Source organism: Rhodococcus sp. IEGM 1330 (assembly GCF_033142445.1).
In the GTDB taxonomy this organism is placed as follows: domain Bacteria; phylum Actinomycetota; class Actinomycetes; order Mycobacteriales; family Mycobacteriaceae; genus Rhodococcoides.
The window spans coordinates 162,814-178,134 of sequence record NZ_JAWLSB010000005.1 but is presented as its reverse complement, the minus strand read 5'-3'; the positions used below and the strand labels follow the sequence as shown (position 1 = coordinate 178,134).

At 64.3% G+C, this 15,321-nt stretch carries 14 protein-coding genes; 7 read left to right on the top strand and 7 right to left on the bottom strand.

Annotation, left to right across the window (positions count from 1 at the left end):
• Positions 1 to 201 precede the first annotated feature (201 nt).
• Positions 202 to 1,707 carry a protein adenylyltransferase SelO gene (locus R4P57_RS13800; protein WP_317803392.1) on the top strand — a complete coding sequence of 502 codons (1,506 nt, stop codon included), beginning with the start codon at positions 202 to 204 and terminating at the stop codon, positions 1,705 to 1,707.
• Positions 1,708 to 1,723: 16 nt separating this feature from the next.
• Here the strand turns inward: R4P57_RS13800 and R4P57_RS13795 are convergent, their stop codons facing one another.
• Positions 1,724 to 2,689, bottom strand: coding sequence for a helix-turn-helix transcriptional regulator (locus R4P57_RS13795; protein ID WP_317803391.1), 966 nt, complete (start codon positions 2,687 to 2,689; stop codon positions 1,724 to 1,726).
• Positions 2,690 to 2,794: 105 nt separating this feature from the next.
• On the opposite strand from R4P57_RS13795, the gene R4P57_RS13790 reads away from it, so the two are divergent.
• Positions 2,795 to 3,259, top strand: coding sequence for a VOC family protein (locus R4P57_RS13790; protein WP_317803390.1), 465 nt, complete (start codon positions 2,795 to 2,797; stop codon positions 3,257 to 3,259).
• An 80-nt stretch (positions 3,260 to 3,339) separates the two neighbouring features.
• Here the strand turns inward: R4P57_RS13790 and R4P57_RS13785 are convergent, their stop codons facing one another.
• The 3 genes from R4P57_RS13785 to R4P57_RS13775 all read right to left on the bottom strand — a co-directional run bounded on the left by R4P57_RS13785 (position 3,340) and on the right by R4P57_RS13775 (position 7,510).
• Positions 3,340 to 4,518: an acyl-CoA dehydrogenase family protein gene (locus tag R4P57_RS13785; RefSeq protein ID WP_317803389.1), complete on the bottom strand. Its 1,179-nt coding sequence runs from the start codon at positions 4,516 to 4,518 to the stop codon at positions 3,340 to 3,342.
• Between the two features lie 445 nt (positions 4,519 to 4,963).
• Entirely contained in the window at positions 4,964 to 6,472 is a 1,509-nt protein-coding gene (locus R4P57_RS13780) for a diguanylate cyclase domain-containing protein (protein ID WP_317803388.1), read from the bottom strand.
• A 120-nt stretch (positions 6,473 to 6,592) separates the two neighbouring features.
• Complete coding sequence (locus R4P57_RS13775) at positions 6,593 to 7,510, bottom strand: class I SAM-dependent methyltransferase (RefSeq protein WP_317803387.1); 918 nt, start codon at positions 7,508 to 7,510, stop codon at positions 6,593 to 6,595.
• Between the two features lie 47 nt (positions 7,511 to 7,557).
• Between R4P57_RS13775 and R4P57_RS13770 the strand changes: the two genes are divergently transcribed.
• Genes R4P57_RS13770 through R4P57_RS13760 form a run of 3 tightly spaced genes read left to right on the top strand, consistent with a single transcriptional unit; the run spans position 7,558 to position 10,645 of the window.
• Complete coding sequence (locus R4P57_RS13770; protein WP_317803386.1) at positions 7,558 to 8,370, top strand: class I SAM-dependent methyltransferase; 813 nt, start codon at positions 7,558 to 7,560, stop codon at positions 8,368 to 8,370.
• Positions 8,361 to 9,344, top strand: coding sequence for a phytanoyl-CoA dioxygenase family protein (locus R4P57_RS13765; protein ID WP_317803385.1), 984 nt, complete (start codon positions 8,361 to 8,363; stop codon positions 9,342 to 9,344). Before R4P57_RS13770 ends, R4P57_RS13765 begins: the two co-directional genes overlap by 10 nt.
• A gap of 41 nt (positions 9,345 to 9,385) precedes the next feature.
• Positions 9,386 to 10,645: an alpha/beta hydrolase gene (locus R4P57_RS13760; protein ID WP_317803652.1), complete on the top strand. Its 1,260-nt coding sequence runs from the start codon at positions 9,386 to 9,388 to the stop codon at positions 10,643 to 10,645.
• A 28-nt stretch (positions 10,646 to 10,673) separates the two neighbouring features.
• On the opposite strand, the gene cynS is transcribed toward R4P57_RS13760, so the two are convergent.
• Positions 10,674 to 11,126, bottom strand: a complete 453-nt coding sequence (gene cynS, locus R4P57_RS13755; RefSeq protein WP_411742368.1) for a cyanase — start codon at positions 11,124 to 11,126, stop codon at positions 10,674 to 10,676.
• A gap of 183 nt (positions 11,127 to 11,309) precedes the next feature.
• Between cynS and R4P57_RS13750 the strand changes: the two genes are divergently transcribed.
• A complete protein-coding gene (locus tag R4P57_RS13750) occupies positions 11,310 to 12,224 on the top strand; it encodes an aldo/keto reductase (protein WP_317803383.1) in 915 nt (304 codons plus the stop codon).
• 136 nt (positions 12,225 to 12,360) lie between these two features.
• On the opposite strand, the gene R4P57_RS13745 is transcribed toward R4P57_RS13750, so the two are convergent.
• Positions 12,361 to 12,501, bottom strand: coding sequence for a hypothetical protein (locus R4P57_RS13745; protein ID WP_283274629.1), 141 nt, complete (start codon positions 12,499 to 12,501; stop codon positions 12,361 to 12,363).
• A gap of 86 nt (positions 12,502 to 12,587) precedes the next feature.
• Positions 12,588 to 13,616: a LacI family DNA-binding transcriptional regulator gene (locus tag R4P57_RS13740; RefSeq protein WP_317803651.1), complete on the bottom strand. Its 1,029-nt coding sequence runs from the start codon at positions 13,614 to 13,616 to the stop codon at positions 12,588 to 12,590.
• Between the two features lie 277 nt (positions 13,617 to 13,893).
• Between R4P57_RS13740 and R4P57_RS13735 the strand changes: the two genes are divergently transcribed.
• Entirely contained in the window at positions 13,894 to 15,309 is a 1,416-nt protein-coding gene (locus tag R4P57_RS13735; protein WP_317803382.1) for a sugar porter family MFS transporter, read from the top strand.
• Positions 15,310 to 15,321: the final 12 nt, after the last annotated feature.

Genomic DNA, 15,321 nt, shown 5'->3' with positions numbered 1-15,321 from the left:
GTCCCGTGGCGACGGGTTCATTCTGTCAGGGGGCACGGTGCTCGTTGAAACTGGAACGCATGGCATCCGCCAAGTCAGGCGGGAGCGAGACTTTCGAGGGCAAGCAGGACTCCAGCGTCAGGGCAGTCTCGCGCCCCTGATCGGCATCGGTCTGCAGTGCCCCAGGGGATTGGGTGCCGCCATTCGTGGTACCCCTGAACCATGAGCGAATCTTTCGGACCGGGCGTTTCGACCACGAGCCTGCCCGCATTCGGGTTCGAGTCGACCTTGGCCGACCAGGTTCCCGGCGTCACGATGCCGTGGCAGGGTGCCTACGCACCAGACCCTCGCGTGCTGATTCTCAACGACGGCCTGGCCCGGTCACTCGCGCTCGACCCGGCATCCTTGGCCACCGCCGAGGGGGCAGGCGTGCTGTCCGGATCCATTCCTCCGGCCGAGACCGACACGGTGGCGATGGCCTACGCGGGTCATCAGTTCGGCAGCTTCCAGCCACTGCTGGGCGACGGCCGAGCACTGCTGCTCGGCGAGCTTCGCGATGATCGGGGCCGTCGAGTCGATCTGCATCTCAAAGGGTCCGGGGCAACGCCGTTCTCACGTGGTGGTGACGGACGCGCGGTGGTGGCAGCCATGCTGCGCGAGTACCTGATCAGCGAGGCGATGCATGCGCTGCACATTCCCACCACGCGTTCTCTCGCCGTCGTCACGACCGGGGAACAGGTGGTGCGAGAAGGAGGTCCGCAACCCGGGGCAGTGCTTGCCAGAGTCGCGTCGAGCCATCTGCGGGTGGGCACCTTCGAGTTCGCTGCCCGGCGGGAAGGACTCGCGCAGACCCTCGCGGACTACGCGATCGCCCGCCACTACCCTGAATTGGCCGAGCGTGCACCCGAGGATCGCTACCTCGCATTCTTCGAGGCCGTCGTCGATGCTCAGGCGTCCCTTGTCGCACAATGGATGTCGGTCGGATTCGTGCACGGTGTCATGAACACGGACAACACGACCATCTCCGGCGAGACCATCGACTACGGGCCGTGCGCCTTTCTGGACGCCTACGATCCCGCCACGGTGTTCAGCTCCATCGACCACGGCGGACGCTACGCCTACGGCAACCAACCCGCAGTGCTCGGCTGGAATCTGGCCAGATTCGGCGAAACACTACTGCCATTGGTCAATTCGACTCCTGATCTCGCGATCACAGCTCTCACTGGGGTCCTGGACACGTACGGGGATCGCTACCGGCAGCACTACTCTGCCGCCATGGCCGCCAAACTCGGATTGGGAGACGACGCCGTGGACGCGGTGCTCGTCGACGACCTGCACCGGTTGCTCACGGACCACCGCGCCGACTGGACCCTGGCCTTCCGCGCCCTCGCCGACAACCTGCGCGGGCACTCGTCACCGTTCGATTCCCTCGTTCTGCCGGACGCGTCCTCGACGTGGCTGAACCGTTGGCGGACTGCGGTTTCGGCACGGGGACAAGATTTCTCGTCGATCGCCGACGCCATGGACCGGGTGAACCCGGCGTACATTCCCCGTAACCACCTGGTCGACGCTGCGCTCCAGGCTGCGACGAACGGCGATCTCGTACCCTTCGAACGCCTGCTCGACGTCGTCACGTCGCCGTACGACCGACGCGAGGACCGGTCGGACTATGCCCTGCCTGCGCCCGAGAACTTCAGTGCCGGCTTTCAGACCTTCTGCGGTACCTGAATCATAACGTCGACCACTACCTCAGCACGCCTGCCGAAGCCGAGTTTCGTTGTGCAAGTAAAGCAAAAGCGTCTCTCAACTCTGCAGGTCCGACCACATCGACGTCGGTGTCGTAGCGGTTGAGAGATCCTGCGAGAGCTATCCAGGACCACGACCCGTCCGTCAGACCACAGCGGTGTGGGCCCAGATCCTCGACCACACCCCCGCCCGCGAACGGCAGAACCTCGCGGGCCGATCGGTGCAGAATCACGTTACCGACGCACGGCCATCGGTTTGCTGAATCGGAACCCTTGAACCGGGCCGACACGAATGCCGCTGCATCGCCGCCCGGGATCGGTCGCGGCTCGAACAGTGGGCCGTTGGGCGTTCGTAGGGTGATGCGATCGGCACGGAAGACACGCCAAGCATCGCGATCGCGACTCCACGCGACCAGGTACCACCGTCCGAGCGAGGTGACGAGGTGGTGCGGTTCCACTGTGCGGGGAGGTCGCGCCTCAGCGTCGCTCCCGTACTCGAATCTGAGGACTACGCGAGACCGGACCGCGGCAGACAACGCAACGAGCACGTCCGTCGACACCGGCGCCGGATCGGTACCGCCCGGTGGGTGAGAGATCGACGTGAATTCGAGTGCATCCACGCGATGCCTCAGCCGGGAGGGCAGCACCTGCCGGACCGTGGACAGGGCACGCACTGCCGGTTCTTCCAATGCCGCGCCGACCGATCGCAGCGCCACAGTGAGCGCTACCACCTGGTCGTCATCGAAGAGCAACGGCGGCAACTGGTTTCCTGCGTCGAGGCGGTAGCCGCCCTCGGGGCCCATCGACGCCGCGATGTTGTACCCCAACTCGCGGAGGCGATCGACGTCGCGTCGAACCGTGCGTGGGCTGACCCCCAAGCGCTCGGCGAGCACGCTGCCCGGCCAGTCCCGAGTGGTCTGCAGCAACGACAACAGGGTCAGTAATCGGGACGTGGTCGCCATCATCTTTTCGATGGTAGGCGGAGTAGAGGACAAAAACTGACCTATATGGCTGCGACAGTCGAATCACCGGGGAACGACCCCGCACGTCGACAGCAGTAGGAGTACACGATGAGCATCCTCACCACCACCCACTTGAACTTTCGCGGTGACGCCCGAGCGGCCCTGGAGTTCTATGCATCGGTATTCGGTGGACAGACGGCAATCTCGACCTACGGCGATTTCGGGATGCCCAGAGACCTTCCTGGGGCCGACAACGTCGTTTTCGGTCAGGTGGAGAACCAGGACGGCTTTCGCATCATGGCCTACGACATTCCCGGCCAGACCGCCGATTCGACCGATGTCGCCGGCCACACCTACCGCGAGAACGGCACCACCGTCACCGATCAGCCCTTCTTCGTCTCGGTCCGCGGCCGAACCATCGACGAGGTACAGGGCTACTGGGACGCTCTCTGCACCGGGGGAAAGATCATCGAACCCTTCGCCGCGTCATCGTGGAGCCCAGGCTTCGGGATGCTCACCGACCGATTCGGCGTGACCTGGTCCCTCGACGTGGCACCCGCGTACGCCGAGTGACGTGATGAGCTGCGACGTGGATTCCACTGCGTCGCAGCCCAACTCGTGCGCTCCGCGATCCGCTTGACTGGCGGCGATGCTCACGAGGTCCGCTTCTGTTCGGCGCGGATCAAGCCGCCTCCGACGATCAGTCGCTGAATTTCGCTGGTGCCCTCGTACAACCGAAGCAGCCGCACATCGCGATAGATTCGTTCGACCGGGACATCCCGCATGTACCCGGCACCGCCGTGGATCTGTACCGCCAGATCGGCGACCTTGCCGACCATCTCGGTGCAGAACAGCTTCACAGCAGACGGCGCGATACGCCGATCGGTCTCCTGCACCCACGCCCGCGCAGCCTCACGCACCATCGCCCGCCCCGCCATCACACCGACCTGCTGATCGGCAATCATCGCCTGCACCAACTGGAAATTCCCGATCGGTTCTCCGCCCTGCGTGGACGCCGCGGCATAGGACACCGACTCGTCCAGCGCGCGCTGCGCCTGACCGACGGCCAGCGCGGCAATGTGCACCCGTCCCCGCGCCAGAGACGTCATCGCCGCCTTGTACCCGATATCGCCATTGCCGCCGACCAAGGCGTCGGCCTCGATCCGCACGTCGGTGAACGTCACATCAGCGGTGCCGGACCCCTGTTGGCCCATCTTCGCGTCCTTCACGCCCACCTCGATCCCGGCGGTGTCGGCAGGAACCAGGAATACCGCGATGCCGTTGCCGCTCTGCGGTTTCGGGTCCAGTTTGGCGAAGACGACGAACATGTTCGCAATCGGCGCGTTGGTGATGTATCGCTTGCTGCCGTTGATGACCCACCCGGTGCCGTCGACCGTCGCAGTGGTTCTCAGGCCCGCCGGATTGGATCCGGCCCCGTCCTCGGTCAGCGCAAACGAGGCGACGATGTCGCCGGTTGCCATGCCCGGCAACCATTTCGCCTTCTGCTCCTCGGTACCGAAACCGACCAGCACCTGCCCGGCGATCCCGTTGTTGGTGCCGAACATCGATCGCAGCGACAACGAGGTGTAGCCGAGTTCCATCGCGAACTCGACGTCCTGGATCAGATTGAGACCGAGCCCGCCCCACTCCTGCGGGATCGCGTAGCCGAACAGTCCCATCTCGGCGGACTTTTTCCGCAGATCGTCGGGAATCGAATCGGTGTTCATGATCTCGAGTTCACGCGGCACGACACGCGATCGCACGAAGTGGGAGATCTGCTTCAGCACGTCCGCGAAGACGTCATCCGGTACATCGGGATTCAACGTGTCCATAGGACCACTATCGAGGAGGGCGAGCTCCTCCGTCCACTGGATGAGTCAGACTTTCGGTTCAGCGACACGTACTTCTCGGAAATCGGCTTGCGCCGCAAGTGTCTCGCGAGTATCGGACATCAAAAATTGAAGCAGATCGAATATTCATTTGTCAGATCGACGATCAGGACCGAGTAGCCGGTCCAGCGCCACGTCCTTGCACAGCGTCACATCGGGTTCGCTGCACCGACCGATATTGAGCAGTTCGTCGACCACCGGGCATGCGGTGCGTATCTGAGCCCTCCGAACACCGCATCGGTCGCGGGCCTGCATCATCGGCCCGGCTCCTCACTCTGGGATGTCCGACACCGATCGGCGGCAGTTGTCCGAATCCGGGGAGTTGATTCGCCGTCGAACGCGGCAAGGGGACAGGACATGAACGTCGTCAGCACTCGAGACGCCGATCTCAGATCTCGGTGATCCGTATCCGGTTGTGCGGGTCGCTCTTGGCACGGTAGAGAGCTCTGTCTGCGAGTTCGGTGAACATCGTGGCCGATTCGACGCGTGTCGTATCGTGCGTGGCCGCGATTCCGATCGAGATCGATACTCCGGCAACCGGGTCCGCCGGATCAGCCGATGCTGCCATGTCGTCGATGGCAGAGGTGATCGCGGCGGCCAGGTCGGTGAGTGCGGCAACCGACTCACGAGTGGTCACTATCGCGAATTCGTCACCGCCCCAACGACATACCGAATCATCGGGCTCGGTCACCTGCATCAGCAGTCCAGCGATTGTCACGAGGGTCTCGTCACCGGCGTGATGTCCCGCGATGTCGTTGACCCGCTTGAAAGAATCGAGGTCGCAGAACAAGACTCCCACGACCTCGAAAACGTCCGGTCTCGTGGCGGTACGCCGAGTCAGTCGATTCTCGAGATCCGACAGCCAGACGGGTCGGGCACTGAGACCCGTGAGCGCGTCGTGGTCGGCTCGGTGACGGATCGCCATGATCTCGTTACGGGCGGCGGTGCGATCGGTGAGAGTGCATACGTACCGGGGTTCGTCGTTCATGCTGTCCACCCGACGGACCGTCACTTCCACCCAGCGGTCCCATTGGATACCGCGAGGATGGTGCAGGCGGAGCTCGCTCGACACCGATACCGCCTTCCCCGGTTCGAGTCGGCCCAGTCGCGCTGCCCACTCCGCCGAACCGATGTCGAGGAGATCGTCCAGGTGCCGCTGATCCAACTCCCCGGGTACCGCGTCGGCCAACTGAAGGAAGGCGTCGTTGACGTCGGTCAAGCGAAACTGCGCGTCCAACAGCACCGTTGCGAGCGGCGACTCCGCGAATGCCGAGCGGTAGAGGCTGACACGGTCGGAGGCATGGGTTGCCTCGGACACCCGGTCGAGGGCGATTCCGACTTGAATCGCGAAGAGGTGGAGCAGCATCCGCTGCTCGGCGTCGGGAGTACGGCCGCTCCGAGGCAGGTCGAGGCTGATCACGCCTTGTAGCGTTCCATCGATTCGACCCTCGGACCATATCGGTGCCAGCAGAGCGAACTCCGTCTGCCAGGGCTCACACGCGTCGACTGTCGACGACGAAACACCACGCTGGTCGGGGCCGGACAATCGCTCGCGCCACGGGTCGGCACTCGGGACGTCGGGAGAGAGTTCCAGGACCCGTGAGAAGAACAGTCCACCCCATCGTTCGCAGGACCCGAGCAACTCGCGCCACTGCAGTTCCGACATGCGCCCCCCGCGTATTTGTTCTACCTCGGGTGGGCCGATAACAGCCCTCACCTCCAGATCGCCGTCGTCGCGGCGGACGTTGACCGCGACGGCGTCGAAACCGATCACCTCGATCACAGTACGAGCAACGATGTGCAAGATGTCGTCGAGGTCTCGACCACCACCCAGCTGATGCGCGACGTCCATCATCTTCAGGAGTGCGTCGCCGCTGAGGGTGAGTCGTCGGGTCATGCGGTCATTGTCCAGCAGCAACGGTGGGCCGTCTCTTCATTGGCTGCGGATATGGTGCGTATCTCCTGCTCGTACACGACGAGGGTGCGGACGACACCGAGCATCCGGACAGCCCAACCACTACACGACCGTCGTCGGGCCCGCTCTTCGCTCGACCGGTCGACGACGGGTCGCGGCGAACACGTCGACCGGATGCGGCACCCGAAGTCTGCCGTCGGTGCCCGGCACCGAGACCGCGTCGAGATAGGCCCGCACGGGGCCGTACAACTCGGGAGTCAGCCGGGCCTGCACCGCGAAGTCGAGTACCTCGTCGCTGGCGGAGGCGAGGTCGACCAGCGCGTCCAGAGTGGCCTCGTCTCCGAGGGTGATCCCAGTATCGACAAAGGCTTTCTCGACATCTGCGCTGAACCACTGCCGGTGGCCCTCCAAAGGCGGGGCAAGGACTTCGACCAGGGCGTTGAGCGCCGCCGACGGTGCGATGGCCACCCACAGCTCGCCACCGGGCCGCAGCAGATCGAGAGCGCTTCGCAGGGTTGCCCCCACGTCGGCGACGTAATACATCGAGTGCACGAACAGCACGACGTCGAAGGTCTCGTTCACCGGGGCGTCGTCGAAGGACGCGACGTGCGCCTCGACGCTGAGCTCGTCGGCCATCAGCGCGGCCATCTTGGCGGTGAAGAGCTCCACGCTCCCGGGCCAGGGGTCGATGCCGACGTACCGCACCGGCCTGCCGGACAGCCGCTGCACCAGACCCGAGGCGATCCGGACGTCAAGCGACCCGTCACCGCACCCCACCGACAGCACCGAGATCGGTCCGTCCCCCATCTTCGCCAGCCTGCCGGCGAAGTGCTCGGCGATCAGACTGCGCTGGTCGGACAGTCGCTCGAAAGCGGCGTGGCCTCGGGCGTAGGAGTCGGGCGCGAGACCGGGCAGGGGCCCGGTGCCACGCCGCAGGGCGCGTAACCCGTCGAGGAGCTCGGCTGCAGCGTCGCTCGACGGAACTGGAGCTATGTTGGACATCAGTATCGAGTGAACCACGACATCATCCATGAGGGTGTTGCTGTTGGCTTCCCGAAAGGAGTGTTGTGAGCAACGGAGACACAGCCGAGCGCAGTCTCGAACACTGGAGCGAGGCCGGCCGAACGGGCATGGAGGCGTTCTACGCCCTGGCCACCGAGGACTACCACCAACTGGCACTGGCAGCCGACTGGCCCGCCCTGCTCGCCGAGCACGCGCACGACGGCTGGTCGCTGCTCGACGTGGCCTGCGGCAGCGGCAAGTTCCCCACCGCACTACGCCGCTACACGGACTTGTCCGCCGTGCCCGAGCTGGCCTACGACCTGCTCGACCCGTCTGCGTTCTCGGTGGCCGAGGCACGTGGTGCGCTCGGCGCGCCGTTCGCGCCTCGGGAGGACTTGGTGATGACCCTGCAGGACCTGCCCGACGATCACACCGGCTACGACGTCGTGTGGGCCACCCACGCGCTCTACGCTCTTCCGCCTGCCGAGCTGGACGCCGCGGCCGAGCGGTTCGTGGCCGCGTTGGCCCCCGGTGGTCTGGGTCTGGTCGCTCAGGCCACAGCGGCCTCCCACTACCTCGCGTTCTACGACGCCTTCCGCGCCGGCGTGCGCGAAGCGACCCCGTACACAACGGCCGAGCAGGTGCGCGACGCGCTGATAAGAGCCGGTGCGGACGTGCGCGACCAGCGCGTCACGTACACCACCGGTACGTCCGATCGCGTTGTCGCCGAGGGGTTTCTGCAGCGCTGTGCCTTCGACGACTCGGTATCGCTGGAGGAGATGGAGGCGGCACCGGTGCTGGGCGACTACCTCGCCTCGTGTCGCGACGCGTCGGGTTCCTACACCTTCTCTCACGAGGCGGCCCTGCTGTGGCTCTGAACAACGCAACCAACGAGCGGCTCCCCGAGCAGAACCGCGATGGCGGTATCGACCAGGACTGGGCCGGTGACGATCAGGACTGGTGGGACTGGTACGTCACGCTCGCTGCCAACGACCAGGCACCCACCGAGTTGGTCGACGGGCCCGGCCTACCCGACATCGGGGCGGCATCCGACGAGCAGGTCGAGCGTGAGCTTGCCGAGCCGTACGACCTCGACCCGGCCGCGGTCGAGTCCTTCGCTCGGGAAGCCTTCGTGAAGCTGCCCGCCGTTCTGTCGGCTGCAGTGGTACGACGCCTCGCCGAGCGTCTGGAGGATCTGCTGCGGGCCGAGCACGGCGGCGACGTCGCCGGCCGCTTCACGGCGCTGGAGCAGATGTGGCTCCATGACGACCTGATGCGCACAGTGGCACTGTCGCCCCGGATCGGCGGTCTGGCCGCAGCGCTTCTCGACGAACCGGCCGTTCGGCTCTACCACGACAACGCGCTGTCCAAGGAGCCCGGCTGCGGACGCACGCCCTGGCACCACGACGCGGAGCACTTCCCGCTGCAGACCGTCCAGGCGGTCACCGCGTGGATGCCGATGTCGGCTATCCCCGGCCCGATGGGTCCGCTGTCGTTCGCCCGCGGCCGCACAGTGCTGAACGAGGTTGCGGACTTGGAGTTCGACAAGGTCGGCACGTCGTACGACGAGGCCGTCGCGCAGCGCTTCGTCGAGCGTGACGTCGCGGTGCAGTCGGAGCCATTTGCAGTGGGAGACGTGTCGTTCCATTCCGCGCTGTGCTTTCACACCGCTGGGCCGAACCGGACGACGCAGCCTCGCCGAGCGCTGGCCACCACTTACTTCGCCGACGGGGCTCGTGTTGTGGAATCGCCGACGCTGATCAGCGGCACGTGGCGCGAATTCCTTCCCGGCGTCGACCCAGGCGGCCTCGCGGCCTCCGAGCTGAACCCGGTGGTCGGCCGGCGAGACTGACCGACGGTTTCAGTGGACATACGTACACTGGTTCCGTGGGGATGAAAACTCAGCGCACACAGGAGCTGGGCGAACTCGGCGAGCTCGCCTTTCGGGAATTGGCGTCGGCCGCGGGCGGTGTTCGCGCCGTTCGCTCGGCAATCGCACGACGGACGTTCGCTGCGGTGAGGCTCGGCGTCGGTCCCGCCGTTCTACCGACACAGCTGATGCACGACGCGATCGCCGCGGGCACCTACGCCAGTATCGTGGCCGCCTGCAGCGGCGCAGCCAAGGCAGTCGGTGCGCTGACCGGAGGCGACGCCGTGATCGAGGACGATCCCCGGCCGTCGCCCTCGCACACCACTCGCGGCGCTCAGACCATCGCGGTCCTGCACGGTCTCATCGGCGACGACATGGAGAAGACCGCCCGAGTCCTCGCCTACCCGATGTCGATACGCGTCGACGGACGCCCGGTAGTCCCGAAGTACCGCGCTCTGGCCGCGGCGTTTCCCGATGCGGGAGCGCACCTCGTGCTGTTCATGCACGGGCTCGTCGAAACCGAATCCGCGTGGCGGCTCGGCGGGCGGCCCACGTACGGGGAGCGGCTGGATTCCGAAGCCGACACCACCTCGATCTTCTTGCGCTACAACACCGGACGTCGCATCGCCACCAACGGTGCCGACCTGTCGGACCTGCTGGAACAGCTCGTGCAGGCGTGGCCTGTCAGGGTTCACCGAATCACTTTGGTCGGCCATTCCATGGGCGGCCTGGTGTCGCGCAGCGCAGCACACCACGCTGCCGAGAGCGGCCGCCGATGGGTGGACCTGTTGACGGACGTATTCACTCTGGGAACACCACATCTCGGTGCACCGCTCGCACACGGCGTTCACGTCGCCACAGCAGCACTGGCACTCGCGCCCGAGACCCGGCCGTTCGCAAACCTATTGGCGCGTCGAAGCGCCGGAGTCCGCGACCTGATCCACGGATCGATCACCGAAGCAGAGGGACATGCCAGCTACGCCGACGGATTCGACGTCGGAATTGCCGCGGACATCTCGGTTCCGGAGGGGGTGCGGCATCATCACGCGTCCGCGGTCGTCACCGGAAACCCGCGACACCCGGTCGGGATCTTCGTGGGCGACGGCCTGGTCCGTACCGACAGCGCCGGTGGCCGAAACAAGCTCCGCAACATCGGACTTCGTCCGGACGACGGACTGGCGATCAACAACGCGCATCACTTCACCTTGCTCAACGACGAGCGGGTGTACGGCTGGATGCGACGCGCACTGGTCGGTGACAAGGCAACGAACGCTTCGGGCTGACCGGGAATCGGACTCTCACCGATCCGGTCTACTCGGTCCATCGATAGTCGAGGAACTTCCCATCGAAGGTCACCACGACACGATCTCCGTCCTCGTGCGGGCGGCGTTCGATGTTCATCGTGAAGTTGATGGCACTCATGATGCCGTCGCCGAACTCCTCGGCAATCAGTTCTTTGAGCGCGGGCCCGTACACCTCCAGCGCCTCGTGGAATCGATAGACCGTGGGGTCCGAGGAGATGTCGAGTGATCCGCGATAAGGAGCCAAGGTCAACTCGAACAACGAGCCCTCGGGCATCCCGAGCTTGTCTGCGAGCACGTCGGCGTGAGCGACGTTGAGTGGGTGCTGGCCATACAGTGCCGACACCGTCCACGCCACCGGCATGTCGATGGCCTCGGCCAAAGCGGCCCAACTCAATCCAGCGCGTACCCGTGCAAGCCGAATCTCACCTATCAGTGGCTTACCTGCGAAATCGGTCAACAGTGCTCTCCTTCGTAGTCGATCTGCAAGCTGGGCCTGCTCGAGACCGCGCGTCGTGGCCCAACATCTTCTCAGTCTCAGGCGAAAACTTTTGTCTCGCAACATTTGGTATGGATCACGGGCGGGCTGTCCGATCGCGGATATGGTGGCTGTTTCCGACATGAACACGACGAAAGTACTGACGACATGACCCAACTCGGTCTCGGCCTTGCCGCCCTCGGACGCCCCGAGTACCTGACGGTCGGGCACTCGGACGCTGTGGATGGGCGTTTCGACCCGGCAGCCCTGGAACAGCTGTGCCACGCAGTACTCGACGCCGCATGGGACAGCGGAGTTCGGCACTTCGATGTCGCGCGCTCCTACGGTTTTGCCGAGCACTTCCTCGGCACCTGGTCGACTCGGAACCCGAATCGACGAGAAGAGCTGGTGGTCGGCTCCAAATGGGGATACGCCTACGTCGCCGATTTTCAGCGGGGTGCCGCAGTACACGAGGTCAAAGAGCACTCGGTTGCACGCTTCGCCGAACAGTGGCCGCAGACTCTGCGCGACCTCGGCGGTGCGCCAGACCACTACCTCATCCACAGCGTCACCCCGGACAGTCCAGCGCTCAGCGACACCGCACTGCTCGACGACCTGTACGCCATAGCCGAGAGTGGTACCCGAATCGGTATCAGTACCAGTGGGCCGCATCAAGCCGATGTGGTGCGTGCAGCGCTGGACATCGGGGTGTTCAGCTCGGTCCAGTCGACGTGGAACCCCCTCGAGCCGTCCTCGGGCCCCGCCCTGGCACGTGCACACGAGGCCGGCTGGTTCGTCGTCGTCAAAGAGGCGATGGCCAATGGCCGACTCGTGGCGGAGGATTCAGCGCTCGCCCGACTCGCGGATTCGGCCGGGGTCGGGCGTGACGCACTCGCACTGGCGATCGCACTCGCGCAACCGTGGGCCGATGTCGTGCTTTCCGGCGCGGCCACAGTGGCTCAACTCCAGCAGAACATCGCCGCTCTCGCGATCGACCGCGATCTGATCGCTGCGAGCGATCTCGACGTTGCAGAGTCCCCAGACAGTTACTGGGACAACCGCTCTCGGCTGGCGTGGACGTGACCACGAGCCCCGGAACGGAGTCTCGCGGATAGATTCATGAAAGCGAGGAGCCGATCCGCCGCTGCGGACTCGGAGCAGTGGAGACCTCCGATATTCGGAGCGCAACTGATTGCCTACTGCAGTCACAACAACGTTCTCAATCTTTGATCGACCCGGCGACACCGATGATTCCGGAGGCGACGAAACCAACCATCAAGACGAGCAGCATCAAGGCAAACGCAATTGCTGCGGCAGCGGACTTCACTGCAGTACCGCCGGCCTCTACGAAATTCGACATCTGATCTCCTGGTTCGAGTGCGCTCGGCAGCCGGACTACTTAAGCGCGTTAGTAGCATCAACTATGGGCTACATCACACGGCGAAGTCAAGAGGCCGGATGCAGACCTCGTCGCGCCAATGCCCTCACTCGGGGCCCGGACCGCACAGGGCCGGTGCTTCCTCGCACGATGAGGTGCGGTTCGACGATCATCTCGGACGCTGGGGCGGAGGCGTTTTCGAGCCGCGTCACCGCAAACGCAACAGCGTTCTCGGCCAATTCGTCCACGTTCTGCCGGACGGTCGTCAGATCGATCCGAGAAAGGCGCGCAATGTCGCTGTCGTCGTACCCTACGACGGACACATCGCCGGGCACATCGACTCCAGCCCGGTCGAGCGCGTCCATGAGGCCCAATGCGCAGCGATCGTTGCCCGCAAGAACCGCTGTCGGCAACGTGCCTTCATCGAGCATGAGCTGTCCGGCCGCAATGCCCGACGCTTCGTCGTGAGCTCCCTTGATCACGCGAATTCGATCGCCCAGGTCGTGCCGGTTCATCGCGCTGCAATAAGCGGCGCTTCTGATCGCTGCTCCCGGACCGGATCCCCCATCGATGTGCCACACATCGCGGTGACCGAGTTCGATCAGATGGTCGACGGATTGCCGGACGCCGCTGCCATCAGCGCTGCGAACACTGTCGAAGTTACTCGGAGACAGAGGCTTTGCGACGACCACCACGACGGCTCGCTCTTCCAACTCCTCGAAGTACGATTGTTCCGAGCTAGGGCCGAGAAGGATCAGCCCTTCGCATCGGTGACCGATCAACGATTCGACGGCAGCTACTTCGTCTCGTCCCGGCGCGCTGGCGGACAGTAGAACCTCGTAGCCGGCTGCTTTGGCGATCGGATAGATTCGCTTCACGAGTTGAGCCTGGAACGGCTGCTCGACGTCGACCAGAACTCCAATCGTTCGGCTGCGTCCGCGCGCCAACAGCTGCGCGGTAGTGTCGGGTTTGTACCCGAGCTCCTCGGCGATTCGAAGAACACGCTCTCGCGTTTTCTCCCCCGCACCGGCTTTGCCGCCGAGTACGAACGAAACCAGCGTCCGCGAAACCCCCGCACGGACCGCAATGTCGTCCATCGTGGGCTTGCGGGCTCGCGCCTTGGGTTGCAGACCTACGTCGTCCGACCGGCGATCGTCCTGCTTTCTCGCAGCCACTGATTCCCACCTCCCGCAACCGGACAACGCTGACCGAACCGTACCTCTGGAGAGTCTCGGCGGCCGTACGTTCGGGGCTCGCATCGCTCGCCGCAGGTGTGACCCACTTCTCATTTAGCTGTAAGTATGTTAAGACATATACACATAGATCGTGTTCCTTCGACAGGTGCGGCTCAGGGTTATTGGAGGATGAGATTTCATGGCGTCAACTGAATCGACATCGCGGAGTTCACTTCCGCCGGACGTTCCAGGCGCGCACTCACGCCGGCTCGGCGTCATCGCCGTTGTGGCAACGTTCGGCGGCTTGCTCTTCGGCTACGACACCGGGGTGATCAACGGCGCCCTCGAACCGATGAAGGAAGATCTCGGGCTCACCTCGTTCACCGAGGGTCTCGTTGTCAGCATTCTCATCTTCGGTGCCGCGATCGGCGCACTGGTGGGAGGGCGTCTGTCCGACAAGTACGGACGACGACACAACATCCTGCTTCTGTCCGGCGTCTTCGCTCTGGGCACGATCGGGTGTGTGCTCGCACCGTCGTGGGAGGTGCTCGCAGTATTTCGCTTCATCCTCGGTCTTGCGGTCGGCGGCGCTTCAGCGACCGTCCCGGTCTACCTGTCCGAGGTCGCTCCTGCGGAGCGGCGCGGATCTCTGGTCACCCGCAACGAGGTCATGATCGTCAGCGGTCAGTTCGCCGCCTTCATCATCAACGCCATCATCTTCAATATCTGGGGCGATCACGAATCGGTATGGCGCTACATGCTATTCGTGGCTCTGTTTCCCGCGATCGCCCTGTTCGTCGGTATGCTGCGCATGCCGGAGAGTCCCCGCTGGCTCGTGTTGCAGGGTCGCGACGACGAAGCCTTGGCGGTTCTGAAGCAGGTGCGTACCGATGAACGTGCGGCGGCCGAGATGGCCGAAGTACACGCTCTGGCCGAGGAAGAAAGGCTCTCCCAGACGGGAGGTGCCGCGGACCTGTCCGTCCGCTGGATTCGACGACTCATATTCATCGGTGTCGGCCTCGGTGTCTTCCAGCAATTCACCGGAATCAACTCGGTCATGTACTACGGAACGCAGCTCCTGAGCGACGCAGGCTTCTCCGACAGCGCCGCAATCATTGCCAATACCCTCAACGGTTTGTTCAGCGTTCTCGGCATCACCGTCGGCTTGCTCATCATGAACAAGGTCAACCGCCGAACGATGCTCATCGCAGGCTTCGGGCTCACCACCTTCTTCCACCTCCTGGTGGGGCTATCTGCACTACTGCTGCCCGACGGGACAGCCAAGGCGTACTTCATCCTCGTCTTCGTCGTCCTGTTCGTCTTCTGCATGCAGGGCACCATCGGCCCCCTGGTGTGGCTCATGCTCGCCGAAATATTCCCCCTCAAGATCCGCAGCTTCGCCATCGGGGTCTGCGTCTTCATGTTGTGGATGGCCAATGCCGTCGTGGCGCTTGCATTTCCGCCGGTTGTCGAAGCGCTCGGTATTGCACCGACCTTCTTCATCTTCGTCGGGCTCGGAATCCTGGCGCTGATCTTCATCGTCACTCAGGTACCCGAGACACGCGGCCAATCACTCGAAGAGCTAGAGGCCCGATTCCGTCGCGAATACTCGTGACCGGTAAGCATC